This window comes from Streptomyces sp. CG4 (genome assembly GCF_041080655.1).
Classification (GTDB): Bacteria; Actinomycetota; Actinomycetes; order Streptomycetales; family Streptomycetaceae; genus Streptomyces.
This window is the reverse complement of the sequence record NZ_CP163525.1, coordinates 9,649,640-9,674,514: the sequence shown is the minus strand read 5'-3', so window position 1 is coordinate 9,674,514 and position 24,875 is coordinate 9,649,640. Positions and strand designations below refer to the sequence as shown.

At 72.8% G+C, this 24,875-nt stretch carries 1 protein-coding gene; it reads right to left on the bottom strand.

The features are described from left to right. Positions 1-30: 30 nt before the first annotated feature. Positions 31-24,843 carry a type I polyketide synthase gene (locus tag AB5L52_RS44290; protein ID WP_369368673.1) on the bottom strand — a complete coding sequence of 8,271 codons (24,813 nt, stop codon included), beginning with the start codon at positions 24,841-24,843 and terminating at the stop codon, positions 31-33. Positions 24,844-24,875 lie beyond the last annotated feature (32 nt).

The following is a 24,875-nucleotide window of genomic DNA, read 5'->3' as shown; positions in this document are numbered from 1 at the left end:
GAGCCGATGCCAACGGTTTCCCGCGGCTGATCACGACATCCCGAGTTCTTTGTCGATCAGGTCGAACAGCTCGTCCGCCGTCTCGACGGAGTCGAGTTCCCCGTCGTCGAGGTCGGCGAGTGCCGCTCCGGAATCCACGGAGCCGGTGCCGTTGTCGTGTCCGGCACCGCTGCCCTTCGTTGCCATGTCCTGCCACTTCGCCGTCAGCCCCTGCAGCCGGGAAGTGATCGTCGCGTGGTCGTCCCCGCCGATCGCGGCGGCGCCGAGCGCGGCCTCCAGCCGGTCCAGTTCGGCCAGGAGCGGCGCCGCCGTCCCGGCTGCGCCCGGACCTTCGCCCGCACCCGTGCCGGACGCCTCCGGCAGGGTGATCTCCTGAAGTAGCTGACCTGCCAGCACCGTCGGTGTCGGATGGTCGAACACCAGCGTGGCCGGCAGCCGCAGCCTGGTGGCGGCGTTGAGCCGGTTGCGCAGTTCGACGGCGGTGAGCGAGTCGAAGCCCAGCTCCTTGAACGCCTGGTCCGGTTCGATCTCGTCCGCCGAGGCGTGGCCGAGGGTCGCCGCCGCCTGGGCGCAGACCAGGTCGACGAGGTACTGCTCCCGGTCGGCCGGTGCGAGCGCCGCCAGCCTGGTACCGAGGTCCTGCTGCTCCGCGCCGGCCCCGGCCCTCGTCTCCGCCGCCCGTCGCGCAGGCGCCCGCACCAGGCCGCGCAGCAGCGGCGGTACGGCCTCGGCGTGTGCCCGCAGCGCCTGGAGGTCCAGGTTGACCGGCAGCAGCAGCGCCCGGTGTCCGGGGGCCGCGGCGGCCACGAGCCCGGCGATGTCGAGAAGTTCGAGACCCTGCTCGGCGGTGAGCGGTTGCATGCCGCCGCGTGCCATGCGCCGCAGGTCCGCCTCGGTCAGCTCGGCGGTCATGCCGGCGCCGGGTGCCCAGGCTCCCCATGCAAGGGACACCGCGGGCAGTCCGGCGGCCCGGCGCAGGGCCGCGAAGCCGTCGAGGAAGGCGTTGGCGGCCGCGTAGTTGGCCTGCCCCGCGCTGCCGAACGTGCCGGCGACGGAGGAGAAGGCCACGAACGCGGACAGGTCGGCGTCGCGGGTCAGCTCGTGCAGGTGCTCCACGGCGTCGGCCTTCGGCCGCAGGACCTCGGCCAGCCGCTCGGGAGTCAGGGACGCGATGACGCCGTCGTCGACGATGCCCGCCGTGTGGACCACGGCGGTCAGCGGATGCGCGCCCGGGACGGTGTCGAGCATGGCGGACAACTCGTCCCGGTCGGCGACGTCCACCGCCGCGACCTCGACCTGCGCACCCAACTGAGCGAGTTCTGCGGCGAGTTCGCTCGCGCCGGGGGCTTGGAGACCGCGGCGGCTGGCCAGCAACAGGTGTCGTACCCCGTGCTCGGTGACCAGATGCCGGGCCACCAGCGCACCCAGACCACCCGTGCCACCGGTGACCAGCACCGTCCCGTCCGGGTCCATCGGTACCGGAACGGTCAGGACCACCTTGCCGACATGCCGGGCCTGCGACAGGTACCGGAACGCCTCGGGGGCTCGCCGTACATCCCAGCAGGTCAGGGGAAGGGGCTTGAGCACGCCCTCCTCGAACAGCCCGACCAGGTCAGCCAGCATCTCGCCGATCCGCTCCGGACCGGCGTCCCACAGATCGAACGCCCGATACGTCACACCCGGATGCTCGGCAGCCACCGCCTCCGCATCCCGGACGTCGGTCTTGCCCATCTCCAGGAACCGGCCGCCGCCCGGCAGCAACCGCAGCGACGCATCTACGAACTCGCCCGCGAGCGAGTCCAGTACGACGTCCACGCCACGACCGCCGGTCGCCGCGAGGAAGGCCTTCTCGAACTCCGTGTCCCGGGACGAGGCGATGTGACTGTCGTCCAGGCCGAGCTTCCTCAGCGTGTCCCACTTGCCGGCACTCGCCGTACCGAACACCTCGGCACCCACATGCCCCGCCAACTGTACGGCCGCCATACCCACGCCACCGGCCGCCGCATGCACCAGTACCGACTCACCGGGCTGCACGCCGCCCAGATCGGTCAGCGCGTAGTACGCCGTCAGGAACACGATCGGCACCGAGGCCGCCTGAGCGAACGACCAACCCGCCGGAATCCGCGCCACCGTCCGCGCATCCGCCACGGCGACGGGCCCGAACGAGCCGGGGAACATGCCCATCACCCGGTCGCCGACAGCCAGCCCGGACACGCCCGGACCGACCTCGGTCACCACACCCGCACCCTCGCCGCCGAGCAGGCCTGCCTCGCCCGGGTACATGCCGAGCGCGTTGAGCACGTCACGGAAGTTGACTCCGGCCGCGCGTACGGCGACACGGACCTGCCCCTCCGTCAACTCGGCTGCGGCCTCCGGGAAGGGGGTCAGGGCGAGATTGTCCAGAGCGCCCTTCTCCGTACTGTCCAGATGCCAGGCAGACTCACCCGCCGGGAGCGCAAGCCCGCCGCCGGCCGGGACACGGCCCAGGCGCGGCGCATGGGCAACGCCGTCGCGCAGCGCGATCTCCGGTTCTCCCGACGCCAGCGCCTGGATGAGCGCGGCGCGGGACGCGTCGGTGCCGTCCGTGTCGACCAGCGCGAAACGGTCGGGCGCCTCGGCGCGCGCGGCTCGTACCAGGCCCCAGACCGCGGTCAGGGCGGGATCGGGAGCCGTTCCGCCGAGCGTGACCGCCCCTTCGGTGACGATCACCAGACGGGACTCCTCGAAGCGCTCGTCGGCGAGCCAGGACTGTACGGCGTCCAGGACACGACCGGTGGCGGCACGGGTCGCGTCCGCCGCACCCGCCGCGCCCTCGCTCCCACCGTCCAGACCGGGGCCGGCGGCGAACAGTACGGTTGCGGGCACGGTGGCCGGCAGCTCCCTCAGGGCCGGGTACGTCGGTGCGCCGGGAGCGAGGTCCGCGTCGCCGACCACCGCCGCCCCGCCGTTCGAGGAGACGTTCCGCTCCGGCGCTGACACCTTCGTCCAGTCCACCTGGAAGAGGCCGTCCCGGTGGCCGTCGGCCTCGGCGCGGGCCGCGAGGTCGCCGGAGACCTGGCGCAGCAGCAGCGATTCGACGGAGGCGACCGTGCCGCCCGTCGGGTCGGCCAGGTGCAGGGCGACCGCTTCCGGCCCTGCCTGCACCATGCGTACGCGCAGTGCCCGCGCGCCTGACGCACGCAGCGATACTCCGCTCCAGGAGAACGGCAGCCGTCCCTGCCCTGCCTCGGCCAGCGACACGAACATCATCGCGTGCAGCGCGGAGTCCAGCAGCGCCGGGTGGACTCCGAAGTCGCCCGCCAGCCGCTCGTGGTCGTCGGGCAGTCCGACTTCGGCGAAGACCTCGTCGCCGCGCCGCCAGACCGCGCGCAGGCCCTGGAACACCGGCCCGTAGGCGAATCCGGCCTCGGCGAAGCTGTCGTAGAAGCCCTCCATGGGGACGGCCTCGGCGTTCGGCGGCGGCCATGCCGACAGGTCGGGAGCCGCGGTGTCGGCCGACGCGGGCCCGGCGGCCAGTGAGCCGCTGGCGTTCAGCGTCCACGGGTCGGTGTCGAGCGCGTCCTCCGCACGGGAGTACACCTCCACGGTGCGCGTCTCGGACTCGTCAGGTGCGCCGGCCCTGACCTGCACCAGCCGTCCGGTGCGCTCGGGCACGATCAGCGGGGCGGCGATGGTCAGTTCCTCGACCCGGTCGTAGCCGAGCTGTCCGGCGGCGCACAGGGCGAGTTCGAGGAATCCGGTGCCCGGGAAGAGGACCGTGCCGGTCACGGCGTGGTCGCGCAGCCACGGGTGCGTCCGGAGCGAGAGCCGCCCGGTGAACAGCGCCTCCTCGCTCCCGGCCACGCGTACGGCGGCGCCCAGCAGCGGGTGCCCGGCCGAGCCGAGGCCCGCCGAACCGAGGTCGCCGAGGGTGACGCCGGTGAGGTTGGGCCAGTACCGGCGGCGCTGGAAGGCGTAGGTCGGCAGGTTCACCGTCGTTTCCCGGTCGCCGCCGGTCAGCGCCCGCCAGTCGGTGCCGGCGCCGTGGACGAAGAGAGTGGCGAGTGCGGCGAGCGCGGTCGGTGCCTCCGGTCGGTCCTTGCGCAGCACCGGTGCGAGCACGGCTGCCCCGGAGTCGTCGAGGGACGCCTGGGCGAGGGCGGTCAGGGTGCCGTCCGGGCCGAGTTCGAGGTAGCGGCCGACGCCCTGCTCGGCGAGGGCGCGGACCGCGTCGGCGAAGCGGACCGCCTGGCGTACGTGGCGCACCCAGTAGGCCGGGGACATCAGCTCGTCGGCGGTGAGGGCGGCGCCGGTCACGGTGGAGACGATCGACAGCTCCGGACGCTCGTACGTCAGGCTCTCGGCGACCTTGCGGAAGTCGTCGAGCATGGGCTCCATCAGCCGGGAGTGGAAGGCGTGGCTCACCCGCAGGGCCGTGACCTTGCGGTCCAGCGCGCGGAAGTGGGCCGCGATCTCCTCCACCGCCTCCGACGCACCCGCGACGACCACGGCCCGGGGGCCGTTGACCGCGGCGATGCCCACCCGGTCGTCGAGCAGGGACAGCACTTCGCCCTCGGCGGCCTGAAGCGCGACCATCGCGCCGCCGGACGGCAGGGCCTGCATCAGCCGACCGCGCGCGGCCACCAGACGGCACGCGTCCGCCAGCGACCACATTCCTGCCACGTGCGCCGCGGCGATCTCACCGATCGAGTGCCCGGCCAGCACGTCCGGACGCACACCCCACGACTCCAGCAGCCGGAAGAGGGCGACTTCCAGGGCGAAGAGGGCAGGCTGGGTGAACTCCGTGCGGTTCAGCAGCTCGGTGTCGTCCCCGAACACCACCTCCCGCAGCGGGCGCGGCATTTCCGCGTCCAGGTGCGCGCAGGCGGCGTCGAAGGCATCGGCGAAGACCGGGTACGAGTCGTACAACTCCTGGCCCATGCCAAGCCGTTGAGAGCCCTGTCCCGCGAAGAGGAAGGCCGTCTGGGCGTCGCGTCGGGACGTTCCCGTGACGGCGTTCACGGCCTCCTCCCCGGAAGCGACCGCTTCAAGGCCTCGCAGCAACTCCGTACGGTCGGTGCCCCAGACCACGGCCCGGTGCTCGAACAACGACCGCGACCGCACCAGAGCAGCGCCCACCTCCGCGACGCCCAGCGCCTCGTCACCGGCCACGAACTCCGCGAGGCGCGCCGCCTGGTGCCGCAGCGCCGCGGCCGTACGGCCCGACACCACCCACGGCACCACACCACCACCGCCGACCGGCACACTCGTCGACTCGGTCTCCTCCTGGACAGGCGCCTCCTCCAGCACCACATGCGCGTTCGTGCCACTGAGGCCGAACGACGACACACCGGCTCGGCGTGTCCTGCCCTCGGTCCTCGGCCAGTCAGCGTTGCCGGTGAGCAGGTCGACCGCTCCGGCGGACCAGTCGACGTGGGACGAGGGCTCGTCCGCGTGCAGGGTGCGCGGCAGCACCCCGTGCTGGAGAGCGAGCACCATCTTGATCACACCGGCCACACCCGCGGCAGCCTGAGTGTGCCCGATGTTCGACTTCACCGAACCGAGCAGGAGGGGCTGTTCACGGTCCTGGCCGTAGGTGGCGAGCAGGGCCTGCGCCTCGATCGGGTCGCCGAGGGAGGTGCCCGTTCCGTGCGCCTCGACAGCGTCGACGTCAGCGGGTCCGAGCCCGGCGCCTGCGAGCGCCTGGCGGATCACCCGCTGCTGGGAGGGGCCGTTGGGGGCGGTCAGGCCGTTGGAGGCGCCGTCCTGGTTGACCGCGCTGCCGCGTACGACCGCCAGGACCGGGCGGCCTGCCGCCCGCGCGTCCGAGAGCCGCTCGACGAGCACCAGGCCCGCGCCCTCGGAGAACCCGGCGCCGTCCGCGGTGTCCGAGAACGCCTTGCACCGGCCGTCCGAGGCCAGACCACGCTGCCTGCTGAAGTCCAGGAACAGACCTGGTGTCGACATCACCGTCACACCACCGGCCAGCGCCAGATCGCACTCCCCCGCCCGCAGCGCCTGCACCGCCAGATGCAGTGCCACCAGGGCGGCCGAGCACGCTGTGTCCACGGTCACCGCGGGGCCTTCCAGGCCCAGCGTGTAGGACACGCGGCCGGAGACGATGCTCGCCGCGTTGCCGGTGCCGAGGTGGCCACCGACGTCCTCGCCGGAGGCGACGAGGAGCGGGGTGTAGTCGTTGCCGTTGGTGCCGGCGAAGACGCCGGTACGGGAGCCGCGCAGGGTCGTCGGGTCGATCCCGGCCCGCTCGAACGCCTCCCACGCCAGCTCCAGCAGCAACCGCTGCTGCGGGTCCATCGCCAGCGCCTCACGCGGCGAGACGCCGAAGAAGGCGGGGTCGAACTCGGCCATGGCCCGCAGGAATCCGCCTTCGCGGGCGGTGCAGGTGCCGGGGTGGTCGGGGTCGGGGTGGTAGAGGTTGTCGACGTCCCAGCCACGGTCGGCCGGGAACGGGGCGATGGCGTCGGCGCCGTCCGCGAGCAGCTTCCAGTAGTCCTCGGGGGTGTCGGCACCGCCGGGGAAGCGGCAGCTCATCGCGGTGATGACGATCGGGTCGTCGGCCACGGAGGCAGACGCCGCGGCGGACGCGACAGCGGATCGCGCCGTCGCGGGGCGGCGGGCGCCCTCGTCGGACGCTTCGCCCAGTTCGCCGAGCAGCATCCGGGCCAGCTCCGCGCAGTTGGGATGGTCGAAGACCAGGGTGGCCGGCAGTCGCAGTCCGGTGATCTTGTTCATGCCGTTGCGCAGTTCGACGGCGCTGAGCGAGTCGAACCCGAGGTCGCTGAAGGCGCGGGTGGGCTCGACGGACTGCGGCCCGGGGTAGCCGAGGACGGTGGCGACATAGCCGCGGACGACGTCGAGAACGGCGTCCGCGCGTCCGGCGCCGGTGAGGCCCGCCAGATGCCGGCGGAGGGCGGGCCGGCCGCCTTCGTCGCCGTCGCCGCCGAAGCCGTCGCCGGCACTCTCCCCGGAGGTCGTACCGCGAGACGGGTTGAGGACTCGCTGGGCGTCGGGCAGGTCCCGCAGCAGGGCGCTGGGCCGGGAGCCGGTGAAGGCGGGTGCGAAGCGCTCCCAGCCGATGTCGGTGACGGCGAGGTAGGTCTCGCCGTGGTCGAGTGCCTGCTGGAGGGCCTGGCAGGCCAGTTCGGGCTGCATGTCGTAGACGCCGTAGCGGCGCAGGCGTTCGCCGACCGCGCCGTCGCCCATGCCGCCGTCGGCCCAGTGGCCCCAGGCGACGGCGGTGGCGGGCAGGCCGAGGGAGCGGCGCTGCTGGGCGAGGGCGTCCAGGAAGGCGTTGCCGGGGGCGTAGTTGCCGAGGCCGGGTCCGCTGATGGTGCCGGACGTCGAGGAGAACAGCACGAACGCGGACAGGTCGAGCCCGGCGGTCAGTTCGTGCAGGTTGACGGCGGCGGTGGCCTTGGTGCGCAGCACCGGGTTCATCCGGCCCGGGTCGAGTGCGTCGATGACGCCGTCGTCGAGGGAGCCGGCGATGTGCAGCACGGCGTCGAGCGGCTGTTCCTCGGGGATCGAGTCGATCAGGTCGCGCAGGGCGTCGCGGTCGGCGACGTCGCAGGCGGCGAGGGTGACCCGGCCGGCACCGAGTGCGGTCAGCTCCGCCGTCAGTTCCGTGGCGCCGGGCGCGTCGGCGCCCCGGCGGCTGGTGAGCAGCAGGTGTTCGGCGCCGAGGGAGGCGAGCCAGCGGGAGATGTGTCCGCCGACCGCGCCGGTGCCGCCGGTGACCAGGACGGTGCCGCGGGGGCGCCAGCTCTCGCCGGGCGGGGTGGCGGCGGCGAGCGGGGCCCGCAGCAGCCGGCGGCCGTAGGTACCGGAGGCCCGAATCGCCGTCTGGTCCTCGCCGTCGGGCCGGGCGAGCAGGGCGCACAGCCGGTCTGCCGACCGGCGGTCGAGGGCGGCGGGCAGATCGATCAGGCCGCCCCAACGGTCGGAGTGCTCAAGGGCGGCGACCCGGCCGAGGCCCCAGATGAGGGCCTGCGGCGCACTGAGGACGGTCTCCGAGCCGGTGACGGCGACGGCACCGCGGGTGGCGCACCACAGGGGTGCGCTGACGCCGAGGTCGCCGAGGGCCTGGAGCAGCGTGAGGGTGGCGGCGAGGCCTGCGGGGACCGCCGGGTGTTCGGGGTGCGGGTTCTCGTCGAGGGCGAGGAGCGAGAGTACGCCGCCCAGATCGCCGGGTTCCAGGGCGGGTTCGGCATCGGTCGCGGCGAGCGCTGCGGCCAGCAGGCCGGTCAGACCCCCTCGGTCGGCGGCGGGGGTGCCGCCGCCGACGGGTACGACCCGCACGCTGACGCCGTGGTCGGTGAGCGCCTGGCAGGTGGCGTCCGCCAGGGCGTGACCGGCGGCGGGAACGACGAGGAGCCAGGTGCCCGCCGGGGGCGCGAGCGTGGTGTCCTGGGTGAGCGGGGTCCAGCCGACGGTGTAGCGCCAGTTGTCGACGGTGGACTGCTCCTTGCTGCTGCGCCGCCAGGCGGACAGCGCGGGCAGCACCTCGCGCAGCGGGGTGTCCCCGCCGAGGTCGAGGGTGGCGGCGAGGGATTCGAGGTCCTCTTCCTCCACCGTCTGCCAGAAGCGGCTCTCCACCTCGTCGGTGACCTCCGGGCCGTCCGCGGCGCCGCTGTCCGCCGCCCGCAGCTCGGGCCAGAACCGCAGCCGTTGGAAGGCGTAGGTGGGCAGGTCGACGCGGTGGGCGCCGGTACCGGCGAAGACGCCGTGCCAGTCGACGGGCACGCCCTGGGCGTGGGCCTCGGCGAGGGAGGTCAGGAAGCGGTCGAGGCCGCCCTGGTCGCGGCGGAGCGTGCCGAGCACGACGGCGTCGGCGGCGGCGTCCTCGATGGTCTCGCGGAGGCCGAACGCGACGACGGGGTGCGGGCCGACCTCGATGAAGGCGCGGTGGCCGGCGCCCAGCAGTCCTCGGATCGCGTCCTCGAAGCGGACCGTCTCCCGCAGGTTGGTGTACCAGTAGGCGCCGTCGAGGATGGTGTCCCCGTCCAGCCAGTCGCCGGTCACCGAGGAGCGGAAGGGGATCTCGGCGGGCATGGGCCGCAGGCCGGCGAGCGCGTCGAGGACTTGTTCCCGGATGGGCTCGACATGGCCGGAGTGGCTGCCGTAGTCCACTGCGACCTTGCGGGCCTGGACGCCGTCGCCGGTCAGCTCGGTGAACAGGTCGTCCAGGGCGTCGGCGGCGCCGGACACGACGACCGAGCCGGGGCCGTTGATCGCGGCTATGGCGAGCCGGTCGCCGTACGGCTCCAGTCGGGTGCGCGCCTCGTCGGCGGGGAGCGGCACCGACATCATGCCGCCGTCGCCCGCGATGGCGGTGATGGCCTTGCTGCGCAGGGCGGCGACGCGGGCGCCGTCCTCCAGCGACAGGACGCCGGCGACGACGGCCGCGGCGATCTCGCCCTGGCTGTGGCCGACGACGGCGGCGGGCTCGACGCCGTACGAGCGCCACAGGTGGGCGAGGGAGACCATGACGGCCCACAGGACGGGCTGGACGACGTCCACCCGGTCGAGGTCGGGCGCGTCCGGGCCACCGCGCAGGGCGGCGGTCAGCGACCAGTCGACGTACGGCGCGAGTGCCTGCTCGCACGCGGCGACACGGCAGGCGAACTCCGGTGCGGTGTCGAGGAGTTCCCGGCCCATGCCGGTCCACTGGGCGCCCTGGCCGGGGAAGACGAGCACGGGTCCGGTGCCGCGCCGGTCGGTGCCGCGGACGACGTCGCTGACCATACGGTCCTCGGCGAGGTCGCGCAGTCCGTGCTCCAGGCCGTCGCGGTCGGCGGCGAGTACGACCGCCCGCTGCTCGAACGCGGTGCGGGTGGTGGCCAGCGACAGCCCCAGGTCGGCGAGGCCGAGGCCGGGGTGGTCGCGCAGATGGGCGAGCAGCCGGCCCGCCTGGGCGCGCAGCCCGTCGGAGGTGCGGGCGGACACGGGTACGGGTACGGGTACGAGCGGCAGCGACGCGGGGGCGTCGACGTCCTGCCCGGCCGAGTCTTTCTGTGCCGCGCCGTTCGGTGCCGTCTCGTTCGCCGCCGTCTCGTTCCGGGCCGTGTCGTCGGGGGCCTGCTGGATGATCACGTGCGCGTTGGTGCCGCTCATGCCGAACGAGGAGACGCCCGCGCGGCGCGGACGCCCGGTCTCGGGCCACGGCAGCGGCTCGTCGAGCAGCCGCACGGTGCCCGCCGACCAGTCCACCTCGGGGGTCGGGGTCTCGGCGTGGAGGGTGGCCGGGAGCACGCCGTTGCGGATGGCCATGACCATCTTGATGACGCCGCCGACACCGGCCGCCGCCTGGGAGTGACCGATGTTGGACTTCAGCGAGCCCAGCCACAGCGGGCGGTCCTCGGGCCGGTCCTGGCCGTAGACCGCGATCAGCGCCTGTGCCTCGATGGGGTCGCCCAGCGTCGTACCGGTGCCGTGGGCCTCCACGGCGTCGACGTCGGCCGGGGTGAGCCCGCCGCCGGCCAGCGCGGCGCGGATCACCCGCTGCTGCGAGGGGCCGTTGGGGGCGGTCAGGCCGTTGGAGGCACCGTCCTGGTTGAGGGCGCTGCCCTGGACCACGGCGAGGACGGGGTGTCCGTTGCGCCGGGCGTCGGACAGCCGCTCCACGACGACCGTGCCGACGCCCTCGGCCCAGCTGGCACCGTCGGCGTCCGCGGAGAACGGCTTGCAGCGGCCGTCCTCGGCGAGCGCCCGCTGCCGGCTGAACTCGATGAGGGAGCCCGGCGTCGACATGACGGTGACACCGCCCGCCAGCGCCAGGTCGCACTCGCCCTGCCGCAGCGCCTGCACCGCGAGGTGCAGGGCCACCAGGGACGAGGAGCAGGCGGTGTCGACGGACAGCGCCGGACCCTCCAGGCCCAGGGCGTAGGCGATACGGCCGGACAGGACGCTCGGCGAGTTGCCGGTGCCGATATAGCCCTCGAAGCTGTCCTTGGCGGCGCCGAGGATACCGACGTAGTCCTGGTAGGTGACGCCGGCGAAGACACCGGTGAGGCTGCCGCGCTGGGACGCCGGGTCGATGCCGGCCCGCTCCAGCGCCTCCCAGGAGGTCTCCAGGAGCAGCCGCTGCTGCGGGTCCATCGCGAGGGCCTCGCGCGGGGAGATGCCGAAGAAGCCGGGGTCGAACTGGCTGGCGTTGTGCAGGAATCCGCCCTCGCGGGCGTAGCAGGTGCCCGGGTGGTCCGGGTCCGGGTGGTAGAGCTTGGCGAGGTCCCAGCCGCGGTCGGCCGGGAGCGGGGAGATGCCGTCACCGCGGTTCACGACCAGGTCCCACAGTTCCTCGGGACTGGTGATGCCGCCCGGGTAGCGGCAGGCCATGCCGACGACCACGATCGGATCGTCGTCGAGCCGGGCGCGGGACGCCGCGGGTGCCGCGGAGTCCGGCCGGGCGCCGAACAGTTCCTCGTCGAGGTGTGCGGCCAGCGCCAGCGGCGTCGGGTGGTCGAAGACCAAAGTGGCGGGCAGCAGCACGCCGATGTCGGCGCTGAGCTGGTTGCGCAGCTCGACCGCGGTGATGGAGGCGAAGCCCAGGTCCTTGAAGACGCGGGAGGGCTCCACCTCGTCGACGTCGACGTAGTCCAGCACGGCGGCCACCTTGCGGCGCACCAGGTCGAGCAGCACCCGCTGCCGCTCGGCCGCGGACCGCCCGGCGAGGCGGTCCAGGAGACCCGCTTCCCCGCCTGCCCCGCCGGAGTCGGCGGCGCGACGGCGCACCGGCCGGGACGGGGTGACGGTACGGGCGGGGTCCGTGGCGCCGCCGACAGTGCCGTCGGCGTCCGTACGGTCTTCCGTGACGGCGGTGGTCGTACGGTCACTGGCGGCGTCGGTGGTCGCAGGGTCGGCGGCGGCAGCGGTGCTCGTACGGCCTTGTGCGCCGGCGGCGTCGGCGGTGGGTGCGGGCCCGCCGGTGGCAGGACGCAGCCGCAGCGACTCGACGGCGAGGACCGGCTGTCCGCAGGCGTCGGCGGCCCGGAGCGTCACCGCGTCCTCGGCGCGCCGGGTCAGCCGGACGCGCAGGGTGCCGGCGCCGTCGGCGAGGAGCGTGGCGCGCTGCCACGCGAACAGCAGCAACCCGTCGCCGAGTCCCTCCGGCAGGCCGAGGCCCAGCGGGTGCAGCGCCGCGTCGAGCAGTGCCGGGTGCACCCCGTACCGCTGCGCCTGTTCCCGCACCTCCTCACCGAGGGCGACCTCGGCATACACGTCGTCGCCGTGCCGCCAGACACCGTCGAGCGCGCGGAACGCGGGGCCGTACTCCAGACCGGCGTCGGCCACCAGCCGTTCGTACAGGTCCCCGATCGCGACCGGTTCGGCACCGGCCGGGGGCCAGACCGCGAAGTCGGCTTCCCAATCCGCGTCCGCGTCGTGCCGCGCGGCCGTGGTGGCGGGCGCGAGCAGACCGCCCGCGTGGCGGGTCCACGCGCTCTCGTCGAGCGCTGCGTCGTCGGGGCGCGAGTAGACGGCGAGGGCCCGGGTGCCGCGGGCGTCCGGCTCCTCGATGCGGACTTGCAGCCGGACCGCGCCGCGTTCGGGCACCGTCAGCGGCGCCTCCAGGGTGAGTTCGCGCACCTCGTCGCAGCCGACCTGGTCGCCCGCGCGGACGGCGAGCTCCAGGAAGGCGGTGCTGGGCACGACGGCGGTACCGGCGAGGCGGTGGTCCGCCAGCCACGGGTGCGAGCGCAGCGAAAGCCGTCCGGTCAGTACGACCGCCCCGCTGTCCGCGACGGAGACCGCGGCGGAAAGGAGCGGGTGGCCGGTGGCGGTGAGGCCCAGCGCGGAGGCGTCGCCGGATCCGGCGGGCTCCTCCAGCCAGTAGCGCCTGCGCTGGAAGGCGTAGGTGGGCAGGGCGATCCGCGGCGCGCGGGACAGGGCCGGTACGGGCGCCGTCCAGTCCACCTCGACGCCCCGCGTGAACAGGGCGGACAGGGCCGTCAGCAGGCTGCGCGGCTCGGGACGGTCGTGCCGCAGTGCGGGCACCTGGAGGCCGTCCGCCGTGGGCAGGCACGACTGGGTGAGCGTGGTCAGGGTGCTGTCGGGGCCGAGTTCCAGGAAACGGGTGACGTCATGGTCGGCGAGGGTGCGTACGCCGTCGGCGAATCGGACCGCGTCCCTGACGTGCCGCACCCAGTAGTCCGGGGAGATGAGTTCCTCGGTGGTGGCGGGGCGGCCGGTGACATCGGAGACGACGGGGATGCCCGGCGCCGCGTAGGTGAGGCTCTGGGCGACGGCACGGAAGCCGGTGAGCATCGGCTCCATCAGCGGCGAGTGGAAGGCGTGGCTGACCCGCAGCCTCCGGGTCCGCTTGCCCAGCGCCTCCACGGCGGCGGCGATCTCGCTCACCGCCTCCTCGGTGCCGGACACCACCACGGACAGCGGTCCGTTGACGGCCGCGATGCCGACCTCGTCCTCCCGGCCCGCCAGCAGCGGCAGCACCTCGTCCTCGGACGTCTGCAGCGACACCATGGCTCCACCCGCGGGCAGCGCCTGCATCAGCCGGCCCCGCGCCGCCACCAGACGGCAGGCGTCCGCCAGGGACCACACCCCGGCCACGTGGGCGGCCGCCAGCTCACCGATGGAGTGGCCGAGCAGTACATCCGGGCGCACGCCCCAGGACTCCAGCAGCCGGAACAGGGCCACTTCGAGGGCGAAGAGGGCAGGCTGCGCGTACTCGGTCCGGTTCAGGGCGTCCGCGTCGTCACCGAAGACCACCGCGCGCAAGGGCCGTTCGAGTTCGGCGTCGAAGTGCGCGCACACGGCGTCGAAGGCATCGGCGAAGTCCGGGTACGCATCGTACAACTCCCGTCCCATGCCGAGGCGTTGTGAGCCCTGGCCCGCGAACAGGAACGCCGTGCGCCCGTCGGTGAGCGCGGAGCCGGTGACGGCGCCTTCGGTCTGCTCGCCGTCCGCGACCGCCCTGAGCGTGCTCAGCAGTTCCTCTCGGTCGGCGCCCCACACCACCGTCCGGTGTTCGAACACCGACCGGGAGCGCACGAGGGACGCGGCCACCTCGACCGCCGTCGCCTCGGGACGCCCCGCGACATGGGCGGCCAGCCGCTCGGCCTGGGCCCGCAGGGCGGCCCGGCTGCGGCCGGAGACCACCCACGGCAGCGGCCCGGCCTCGGGGACGACGTCCCCTTGGGCACCCACCCGGGACTCCTCCGGGAAAGGCTCCACCGAAGTGGGTTCCTCCAGGGCGGGCTGCTCAAGGACGATGTGTGCGTTGGTGCCGGACACGCCGAAGGCCGACACACCGGCCCGCCGCGGACGCCCCTCGATCCGCGGCCACTCGGCGTTCTCCGTCAGCAGGCTGATGTCGCCGGCCGACCAGTCCACGTGTGTCGACGGCCGGTCCGCGTGCAGGGTGCGCGGCAACAGGCCGTGGTTCATGGCCAGCACCATCTTGATGACACCGGCGACACCGGCGGCCGCCTGAGTGTGCCCGATGTTCGACTTCAACGAACCCAGCCACAGCGGCCGTTCACGGTCCTGGCCGTACGTCGCCAGGAGAGCCTGTGCCTCGATCGGGTCGCCCAGCGTCGTACCCGTACCGTGCGCCTCCACCGCGTCCACATCGGTGGCTGCGAGCCCGGCCCCGGCGAGCGCCTGCCGGATGACCCGCTGCTGGGCGGGCCCGTTGGGGGCGGTCAGGCCGTTCGAGGCGCCGTCCTGGTTGACGGCGGAACCGGCCACGACGGCGAGCACCTGGTGACCGTTGCGGCGCGCGTCGGAGAGCCGCTCCACCACGAGGACACCCACGCCCTCCGCCCAGCCGGTGCCGTCGGCGTCGTCGGAGAACGCCTTGCACCGCCCGTCCGCCGCCAGACCGCCCTGCGAACTGAACTCGACGAACGCGCCCGGGTCGGCGAGCACGGTCACACCGCCGACCAGCGCCAGGTCGCACTCGGCCGACCTAAGCGACTGCGCCGCCAGATGCAGCGCCACCAGGGAGGACGAGCAGGCCGTGTCGACGGTCACCGCGGGTCCCTCGAAGCCGAAGGTGTAGGCGACGCGACCGGAGACCACGCTGCCCGCGACCCCGGTCAGCAGCTGACCGCCGAGCCCCTCGGGCACCTCGCGCAGCCCGGCGCCGTATCCGGAACTGCCGGCGCCGACGAACACGCCCGTGCGGCTGCCGTGCAGCGCGTCGGGCCTGATCGCCGCGTGCTCCAGCGCCTCCCAGGAGGTCTCCAGCAGGAGCCGCTGCTGCGGGTCGACGGCGAGGGCCTCGCGGGGCGAGATGCCGAAGAAGGCGGGGTCGAACTGCGAGGCGTCGTAGAGGAAGCCGCCGGCGCGGGTGTGGCTGCGGCCCTGGCCGTCACCGTCACCGTTGCCGGAGCCGTACAGAGCGTCGAGGTCCCAACCGCGGTCGGTGGGGAACTCCGAAATCGCGTCGGTGCCTTCGGTGACCAGTCGCCACAGATCGTCCGGGCCCGTGACCCGGCCGGGCAGACGGCAGGCCATGCCGACGATGACGATCGGATCGTCGGTCGTGGCCGCGACGGCCGGGACGGGCAGCAGCGCGTCCGTGGCCCGGTCGGCGGTGTCGTCGGCGGCGAACAGCTCCTGTCGCAGCAGCCGTACGAGGGCCGCCGGTGTCGGATGGTCGAAGACAAGGGTGCTGGGCAGCTTCAGGCCGGTCTCGGCGGCGAGCCGGTTGCGCAGTTCGACCGCGGTCAGGGAGTCGAAGCCCAGGTCGCGGAAGGACCGCGTGGCCTCCACGGACCGGGCGTCGGAGTGACCGAGGACGGCGGCGACACGGCCCAGCACCAGGTCCAGCAGCGCGCGGTCGCGTTCAGCCGCGGACATCCCGCCGAGGCGCTCGCGCAGCATCGAGCCGGCTGCCTCACCGGCGGGAGGAGCCACGGCGGTGGTGAGGGCGGTACGTGCTTCGGGCAGGTCGGCGAGCAGGGCGCTCGGGCGGACACTGGTGTACGCCGGGGTGAACCGTGCCCAGTCCACATCCGCCACGACCACCACCGCGTCCCCACCCGGCACGACCCGGCCCAGCGCCCCGACCGCACGCTCCGGCTCCAAGGCCGACAGACCGCGCCTGCGCAGCGCCTCGACCGCCTCAGCACCAGCCGCCATGCCACCGCCGGCCCAGGGACCCCAGGCCACCGACGTCCCCACCAGCCCACGCGCCCGACGCGCCTCCACCAGCCCGTCCAGGAAGGCATTGCCCGCCGCGTAACCAGCCTGACCACCACTGCCCCACACACCGGCAATGGAGGAGAACACCACGAACGCATCCAACGGACGCCCACCGAGCGCCGCGTCCAGATTCACGGCACCGGCGACCTTGCCCGCCCACACGGCGGTCAGATCCTCCGCCGACACCTCGTCCAGCGGCACATTCACCACAGCACCGGCCGCATGCACCACCGCATCGACCGCATACCGGCCCAGCAACTCCTCCACCGCAGCGCGATCGGCCACATCACACGCATCGATACTCACCCGCACTCCGAAGGCGGCGAGTTCCTCGCGCAGCTCCGCGGCCCCCGGCGCCTCAAGACCCCGACGACTCACCAGCACCAGATGCCCGGCACCCTCCACCGCCGCCCACCGCGCCACACGAGCACCCAACACACCCGTACCACCCGTCACCAGCACAGTGCCCCGCGGACGCCAGCCCCTCTCCCCACCAGCACTCCCGCCCGGAACCACCCGCACCAGCCGACGCCCGAAGACCCCCGACGCGCGCACCGCGACCTGGTCCTCATCCCCCACACCCACCAGAACAGCCGCCAGCCGGTCCGCCGTGCGGCGGTCGATCACCGCGGGCAGGTCGACGAGACCGCCCCAGCAGTCGGATGCCTCCAGTGCGGCCACACGGCCCAGACCCCACACCGCTGCCTGCGGCGCGTCGACGGGGCCGTCCGAGCGGCCGACGGAGACGGCACCGCGCGTCAGCACCCACAGCGGAGCCGACACACCGGCATCGCCGAGGGCCTGCACCAACGCCACCGAACCGGACACACCCACCGGTACGCCGTCCTCGGACACCTCGCCCGAGGAAGCGAGCAGGGACACCACACCCGCGACCGGCGCCGTACCTTCCAGGCGCACGACGAGCTGCGCACGGTCGATGCCGGCCTCGTATGCGATGCGCTCCACCTCCGCACCGCGGGCTGCCAGAGCGGCCGGTACCGCCTCTGCCCATGCGTCCGTGGCGATTCCGGCCGGCTCGACCACCAGCCAGCGGCCGGAGAGGGTGGCCGCCGCAGATACCTCGGCCAGCGGCCGCCACTCGACGCGGTAGCGCAGGCCGTCCGCCTCGGCCTGTTCCACACTCTGCCGCCGCCAGGAGGTCAGCGCGGGCAGTACCGCGCCCACGACGTCCTCCCCCAGCTCCAACTCCCCGGCCAGGGCCTCCAGGTCCTCCCGCTCGACGGCCTCCCAGAAACGGGCGTCGATCTCGCCACCAGCGTGCGTGGCCGGTTCCGTGCTCGTGATCGTCGGCCAGTAGGGCTCGTGCTGGAAGGCGTATGTCGGCAGCTGTACCCACGGCACGTCCGGGAGGAGACTCGACCAGTCCACCTCGGCACCGCGTGTGAATGCCGCGGCCACGGCGGCGACCAGCGCCCCGGGCTCCGGCCGGCCCTTGCGCAGCGCCGGCACGAACAGCCGTCCTTCGTCGGCCGCACAGTCCTGGGCGAGGACGGTGAGGGTGCTGTCGGGGCCGAGTTCGAGGAAACGAGTGACGGTCTGGTCAGCCAGGACACGGACGGCGTCCGCGTAACGAACGGTACGGCGGACGTGCTCCACCCAGTAGTCGGGCGAGGTCAGTTCCTCGGCGGTGGCGGGTGCGCCGGTCACCGTGGAGACGAGGGACAGCTTCGGCGGCCCGTACGACAGTTCCTCCGCGACGGCGCGGAAGTCGTCGAGCATCGGCTCCATCAAGGGCGAGTGGAAGGCGTGGCTGACCCGCAGGGCCGTAGCCTTGCGGTCCCGGGCACGGAAGTGAGCGGCCACCTCCTCGACCGCATCGGCCGCACCCGAAACCACCACCGCCTGCGGCCCGTTGACCGCAGCAATCCCCACACGCCCATCCAGCAGAGGCAACACCTCCTCCTCGGCGGCCTGCAGCGCGACCATCGCACCACCCGCGGGCAGCGCCTGCATCAACCGGCCCCGCGCCACCACCAGACGGCACGCATCCGCCAGCGACCACACCCCCGCCACATGCGCCGCCGCAATCTCACCGATCGAATGACCAGCCAGCGCATCCGGCCGCACACCCCACGACTCCAGCAACCGGAAGAGGGCGACTTCAAGGGCGAAGAGGGCAGGCTGCGCGTACTCCGTCCGGTTCAGCAGCTCCGCGTCCTCACCGAACACGGCCTCCCGGAGCGGCAGTTCCAGCTCCGCGTCCAGATGCGCGCACACGGCGTCGAAGGCGTCCGCGAAAACCGGGTAGTCCTCGTACAACTCCCGCCCCATGCCGAGGCGTTGTGACCCCTGACCCGCGAACAGGAAGGCCGTACGACCCCCCTCACCCACCTCACCGGTCACCGCGCCATCGAAGGACAGCTCACCTGCCGCCACGGCCTCAAGGCCTCGCAGCAGCTCCGTACGGTCGGTGCCCCAGACCACGGCCCGGTGCTCGAACAACGACCGCGACCGCACCAGAGCAGCGCCCACCTCCGCGACGCCCAGCGCCTCGTCACCGGCCACGAACTCCGCGAGCCGCGCCGCCTGGTGCCGCAGCGCCGCGGCCGTACGGCCCGACACCACCCACGGCACCACACCACTACCGCCGACCGGCGCACTCGTCGACTCGGTCTCCTCCTGGACAGGCGCCTCCTCCAGCACCACATGCGCGTTCGTGCCGCTGAGGCCGAACGACGACACACCGGCTCGGCGTGTCCTGCCCTCGGTCCTCGGCCAGTCGGCGTTCTCGGTGAGCAGGTCGACCGCTCCGGCGGACCAGTCGACGTGGGACGAGGGCTCGTCCGCGTGCAGGGTGCGCGGCAGCACCCCGTGCTGGAGAGCGAGCACCATCTTGATCACACCGGCCACACCCGCGGCGGCCTGCGTGTGCCCGATGTTCGACTTCACCGAACCGAGCAGGAGGGGCTGTTCACGGTCCTGGCCGTAGGTGGCCAGCAGAGCCTGCGCCTCGATCGGATCACCCAGCGCGGTACCCGTGCCATGAGCCTCGACGACATCGACGTCGACCGGCTTGAGCCCACCGCTCGCCAGCGCGGCGCGGATCACCCGCTGCTGGGAGGGACCGTTCGGCGCCGTCAGACCATTCGACGCACCATCCTGATTGACCGCACTCCCCCGCACCACCGCCAACACCCGGTGACCATGGCGGCGAGCGTCCGACAACCGCTCCACCACCAGCACACCGACACCCTCACCCCACCCCGTACCATCCGCATCATCGGAGAACGCCTTGCACCGCCCGTCCGCCGCAAGCCCCCGCTGCCGCGAGAACTCCACGAACGCACCCGGCGTCGACATCACCGTCACACCACCGGCCAACGCCAGATCACACTCACCACCACGCAACGCCTGCACCGCCAGATGCAACGCCACCAACGACGACGAACACGCCGTGTCCACCGTCACCGCCGGACCCTCAAGACCCAGCACATACGACACCCGGCCCGACAACACACTCGCCGCGTTGCCCGTCCCCACATGCCCCTCGAAATCCTCACCCGAGGCCAGCAGCAGACCCGTGTAATCCTGACCGTTCGTCCCCGCGAACACACCCGTACGACTGCCCCGCAACCCACCCGGCGCGATCCCCGCACCCTCCAACGCCTCCCACGACGACTCCAACAACAACCGCTGCTGCGGATCCGTCGCCAACGCCTCCCGCGGACTCATCCCAAAGAAGCCCGCATCGAAACGATCCACACCCTCAAGAAACGCGCCCACGTCGACCACCGTGGTCCCGGGACGCTCGCCCTGCGGGTCATACAGCGTGGTGAGGTCCCAGCCGCGGTCCGCCGGGAACGCACCCACCGCGTCCCCGCCCTCCGACAGCAGCCGCCACAACCCCTCGGGATCGCGCACACCACCCGGGAACCGGCACGCCATCCCGACGATCACCACCGGATCATCCGCGACAGCCACGCCCACGGAACCGGTGACTGACAGCTCCGCCCCGGCCACGGCGCCCAGCAGCTGCTCCCGCAGATGCCGCGCCAGAGCCACCGGCGTCGGATAGTCGAACACCAGGGTCGCGGCAAGTCCGGAGACACCCGTCAGCGCCGCCAGGCCGTTGCGGAGTTCGACGGCGGTGAGGGAGTCGATGCCGAGGTCGCGGAAGGCGCGCTCGGCGGCGACGGCTTCGGGGGTGGGGTAGCCAAGGACCGCGGCGGCGCAGGACTGCACCGTCTCCAGCAGGACGCGGTCCTGTTCGGCGGGGGTGAGCCCGGTCAGCCGGCCGAGCAGTCCGGCGCGGTCGTCGTATCCGATGCGCTCGGAGGTCGCCGCGGCGCCCTGGACCGCCGCGCGGGCCTCGGGCAGCGACTCGATCAGCGGGCTCGGACGCGTCATGGTGAAGGCCGGCGCGAAGTCCGTCCAGTTGAGGTCGGCGACGATCACGGCCGCCGTGTCGGCAGCCACCGCACGCCCGAGAACCTTCGTGGCGACCTCGGCATCCAGCGGAAGCACTCCGCCGCGGCGCATGCGCGAGGTGGATCCGGCGTCCTCGGCCATGCCGGCGTCGGCCCAGGGGCCCCATGCGATCGAGGTGGCGGGCAGCCCGTCCGCCCGGCGCCGCTCGGCAAGCGCGTCCAGGAAGGCATTGGCCGCCGCGTAGTTGGCCTGGCCCGCCGCTCCGATGCTTCCCGCGAAGGAGGAGAAGAGGACGAAGGCGTCCAGGTCCCGATCACGGGTCAGCTCGTCCAGATGCAACGCGCCCAACGCCTTCGTCCGCAGCACCGCCGCGAACCGCTCCGGCGTCAACGCATCGATCACACCGTCATCCAGCACACCCGCCGTATGCACCACCGCATCCACCGGATGCGCCAACAACAACTCCGCCAGCGCATCACCATCCGCCACATCACACGCAACCACCGTCACATGCACACCCAGACCCACAAGCTCATCCCGCAGATCCACCGCACCCGGCGCCTCAAGCCCCCGACGACTGACCAGGATCAGATGCCGAGCACCCTCCACCGCCGCCCACCGCGCCACACGAGCACCCAACGCACCCGTACCACCCGTCACCAACACAGCACCCCGCGGACGCCAGCGCCTCTTGCTGCCGGTGCTCTCGGCCGGGGCGACCCGCACCAGCCGACGCCCGAAGACTCCCGACGCGCGCAGCGCGATCTGGTCCTCGTCTGCGGTTCCGCCCGCCAGGACCGCGGCAAGCCTCCGTGTCGCGCGGCGGTCGAGGATCTCGGGCAGGTCGATCAGACCACCCCAGCGGTCCGGATACTCCAGCGCCGCCACCCGGCCCAGACCCCACACCGCACCCTGCACCGCATCGACCGGACCGTCCGAACGGCCCACCGACACACCACCCCGCGTCAACACCCACAACCGACCCCCCACACCCGCATCCCCGAGCGCCTGGACGACCAGGGTCACCGCGGCGCACGTCTGCGTCGCGTCACCCGTGGTCCCGGTGGCGAGGACGACTCCGGACACGTCGTCAGAGGCGGTCGTCAGCTGTGCCGCGAGGGAGGCCCGTTCGGGGTTGGCGGGGAGCTGGACGATCACGGGTTCGGCGCCGCGCGCGGCGAGTTCCGTCGTGAGGGCGTCCGTGCCGGCGTCCTGTGTCGCGCCTTCGGGGAGGAGCAGGAGCCAGCGGCCGGAGAGCAGGGTCGTCGACGAGGGGTCGAGCGGCTTCCACTGTGCCCGGTAGAGCCACTGGTCCGCCCGGGAGATCTCCTGGCGCCGGCGCCGCCACGAGGAGAGGGCCGGGACCAGGCTGTTCAGGGACTCCTCGGCGAGGCCGAGCGACTCCGCCAGGGAACCGAGGTCACCGCGCTCGACCGCGTTCCAGAACTCGTTCTCGGCGGCGCCACCGCTCTGCTGCTCGGCGGCGCCAACGGCGTTCGTGGCGGGGCGGGCCCGATCCGCCAGCCAGTAGCGCTGATGCTGAAAGGCGTAGGTGGGCAGCCCCACCCGGCGTCCGCCGGGCAGGAGGGCCTCCCAGGTGACCGTGGCGCCGTGGGCGTGCAGGCGGGCGAGCGCCGTGAGAGCACTGACGGGCTCGTCGCGGTCCTTGCGGAGGGTGGCCGTGAACAGGTTGCCGTCGCTGCCGCCGGTGTCGGCCGCGGCGAGGGCCTCCGGGCAGGCCTGGGCCAGCGCGGTGAGGGTGCCGTCGGGGCCGAGTTCCAGGTAGCGGGTGATACCGCGCGCCGCGAGGGTGCGCACGCCGTCGGCGAAGCGGACCGTCTGGCGGACGTGCCGCACCCAGTGGTCAGGTGAGCGCAGTTCCTCGGCGGTCGCGGTCGTCCCGGTGAGGGTGGAGACGATCGGGAGGGTCGGGTCCGCGTACTCGAGGCTCTCGGCGACGGCCCGGAACTCGTCGAGCATCGGCTCCATCAGAGGCGAGTGGAACGCGTGGCTGACGCGCAGGGCCGTGGCCTTGCGGTCCCGGGCACGGAAGTGAGCGGCCACCTCCTCGACCGCATCGGCCGCACCCGAAACCACCACCGCTTGCGGCCCGTTGACCGCAGCAATCCCCACACGCCCATCGAGGAGAGGAAGCACCTCGTCCTCGGCGGCCTGCACCGCGACCATCGCACCACCCTCAGGCAGCGCCTGCATCAACCGGCCCCGCGCCACCACCAGACGGCACACATCCGCCAGCGACCACACCCCCGCCACATGCGCCGCCGCAATCTCACCGATCGAATGACCGGCCAACACGTCAGGCCGCACACCCCACGACTCCAGCAACCGGAACAGAGCCACTTCAAGGGCGAAGAGGGCAGGCTGCGCGTACTCCGTCCGGTTCAGCAGCTCCGCGTCCTCACCGAAGACGATCTCCCGCAGGCTGAACGGGAGTTCCGCGTCCACGGCGTCGAGGGCCTCGGCGAAGACGGGATACGCCTCGTACAACTCCCGACCCATGCCGAGGCGTTGTGACCCCTGCCCCGCGAACAGGAACGCCGTGCGGCCGTCGGTCTGTGCGAGGCCGGTGACGATACCCTCGGCGCGGTCGCCGTCGGCGAACGCGGTGAGCCTGTCGACGAGTTCGTCGTGACCGGTGCCGATGACGGCGGCCCGGTACGGGAGTGCCGCTCGGTGCGCGGCGAGCGACCAGGCGAGGTCGAGTGGGGTGTCGCCGGTGTGTTCTCTCAAGTGCGCGAGGAGACGGGCGGCCTGGGCAGGCAGGGCTTCCGGGGTACGGGCGGACAGCACCCAGGGCAGGACGGGGGGTGTCTCCTGGGGCAGCGCACGGTGGGCGGCAGGCGCGGAGTCGTCGGAGAGCGCTTGCGGGTCTTGGGGGGCTTCCTCGTGGGGCGCCTCCTCGATGATGGCGTGTGCGTTGGTTCCGCTCACGCCGAAGGCGGAGACGGCGGCGCGGCGCGGCCGGTCCTCCTCCCTCACCCACTCCCGCGGCTCCGTGAGCAGTCGCACGTCACCCGCCGACCAGTCCACATGCGAGGACGGCGCATCCACATGCAAAGTCCGCGGCAACACCCCATGCCGCATCGCCAACACCATCTTGATCACACCAGCCACACCCGCAGCCGCCTGCGTATGCCCGATGTTCGACTTCACCGACCCCAGCCACAACGGCCGCCCACGATCCCGCCCATACGCCGCAATGAGCGCCTGCGCCTCAATCGGATCACCCAGCGCCGTACCCGTACCATGCGCCTCCACCACATCCACGTCGTGAGGCGAAAGACCGGCACCCGCCAACGCCGCACGAATCACCCGCTGCTGCGAAGGACCATTCGGCGCCGTCAGACCATTCGACGCACCATCCTGATTGACCGCACTCCCCCGCACCACCGCCAACACCCGATGACCATAACGACGCGCATCCGACAGCCGCTCCACCAGCAGCATGCCCACACCCTCGGACCACCCCGTACCATCCGCACCCTCAGCAAACGCCTTGCACCGACCATCCACCGCAAGCCCCCGCTGCCGCGAGAACTCCACAAACACACCCGGCGTCGACATCACCGTCACACCACCGGCCAACGCCAGATCACACTCACCACCACGCAACGCCTGCACCGCCAGATGCAACGCCACCAACGACGACGAACACGCCGTGTCCACCGTCACCGCCGGCCCTTCGAGACCCAGCACGTACGAGACGCGACCGGAGACCACGGAAGTGGAGTTGCCGGTCAGCAGGTGACCCCGTACGTCGTCGGGAATGTCGCCGAGACCGGCGCCGTACTCCTGGTTGCTGCATCCCACGAAGACGCCCGCGCGACCGCCCCGCGCCGACTCGGGATCGATACCGGCGTGTTCGAACGCCTCCCAGGACGCTTCGAGCAGCAGCCGTTGCTGGGGGTCCATGGCGACTGCCTCGCGCGGCGAGATCCCGAAGAACGCCGGGTCGAAGTCGCCGGCGTCGTGGACGAATCCGCCTTCATGGGCGTAACTGCCGTCCACACGCCGGGAGTCGGGGTCGTAGAGGGCCTCGGCGTCCCAACCGCGGTCCGTGGGCCATTCGGAGATGGCATCGGCGCCGTCGGCCAGGAGCTGCCAGTAGTCCTCGGGGGATCGCACCCCGCCGGGGAACCGGCAGCTCATCCCGACGATCGCGATGGGCTCGTCCCCGCGGGACTCCAGCTCCTGGAGCCGCTGACGCGTCTCGGCCAGGTCGGCGGTGACCCACTTGAGGTAGTCCCGGAGCTTGTCTTCATTCGCCATTGGAACTTGCCCCATACGTTGTAGCGGTAGGA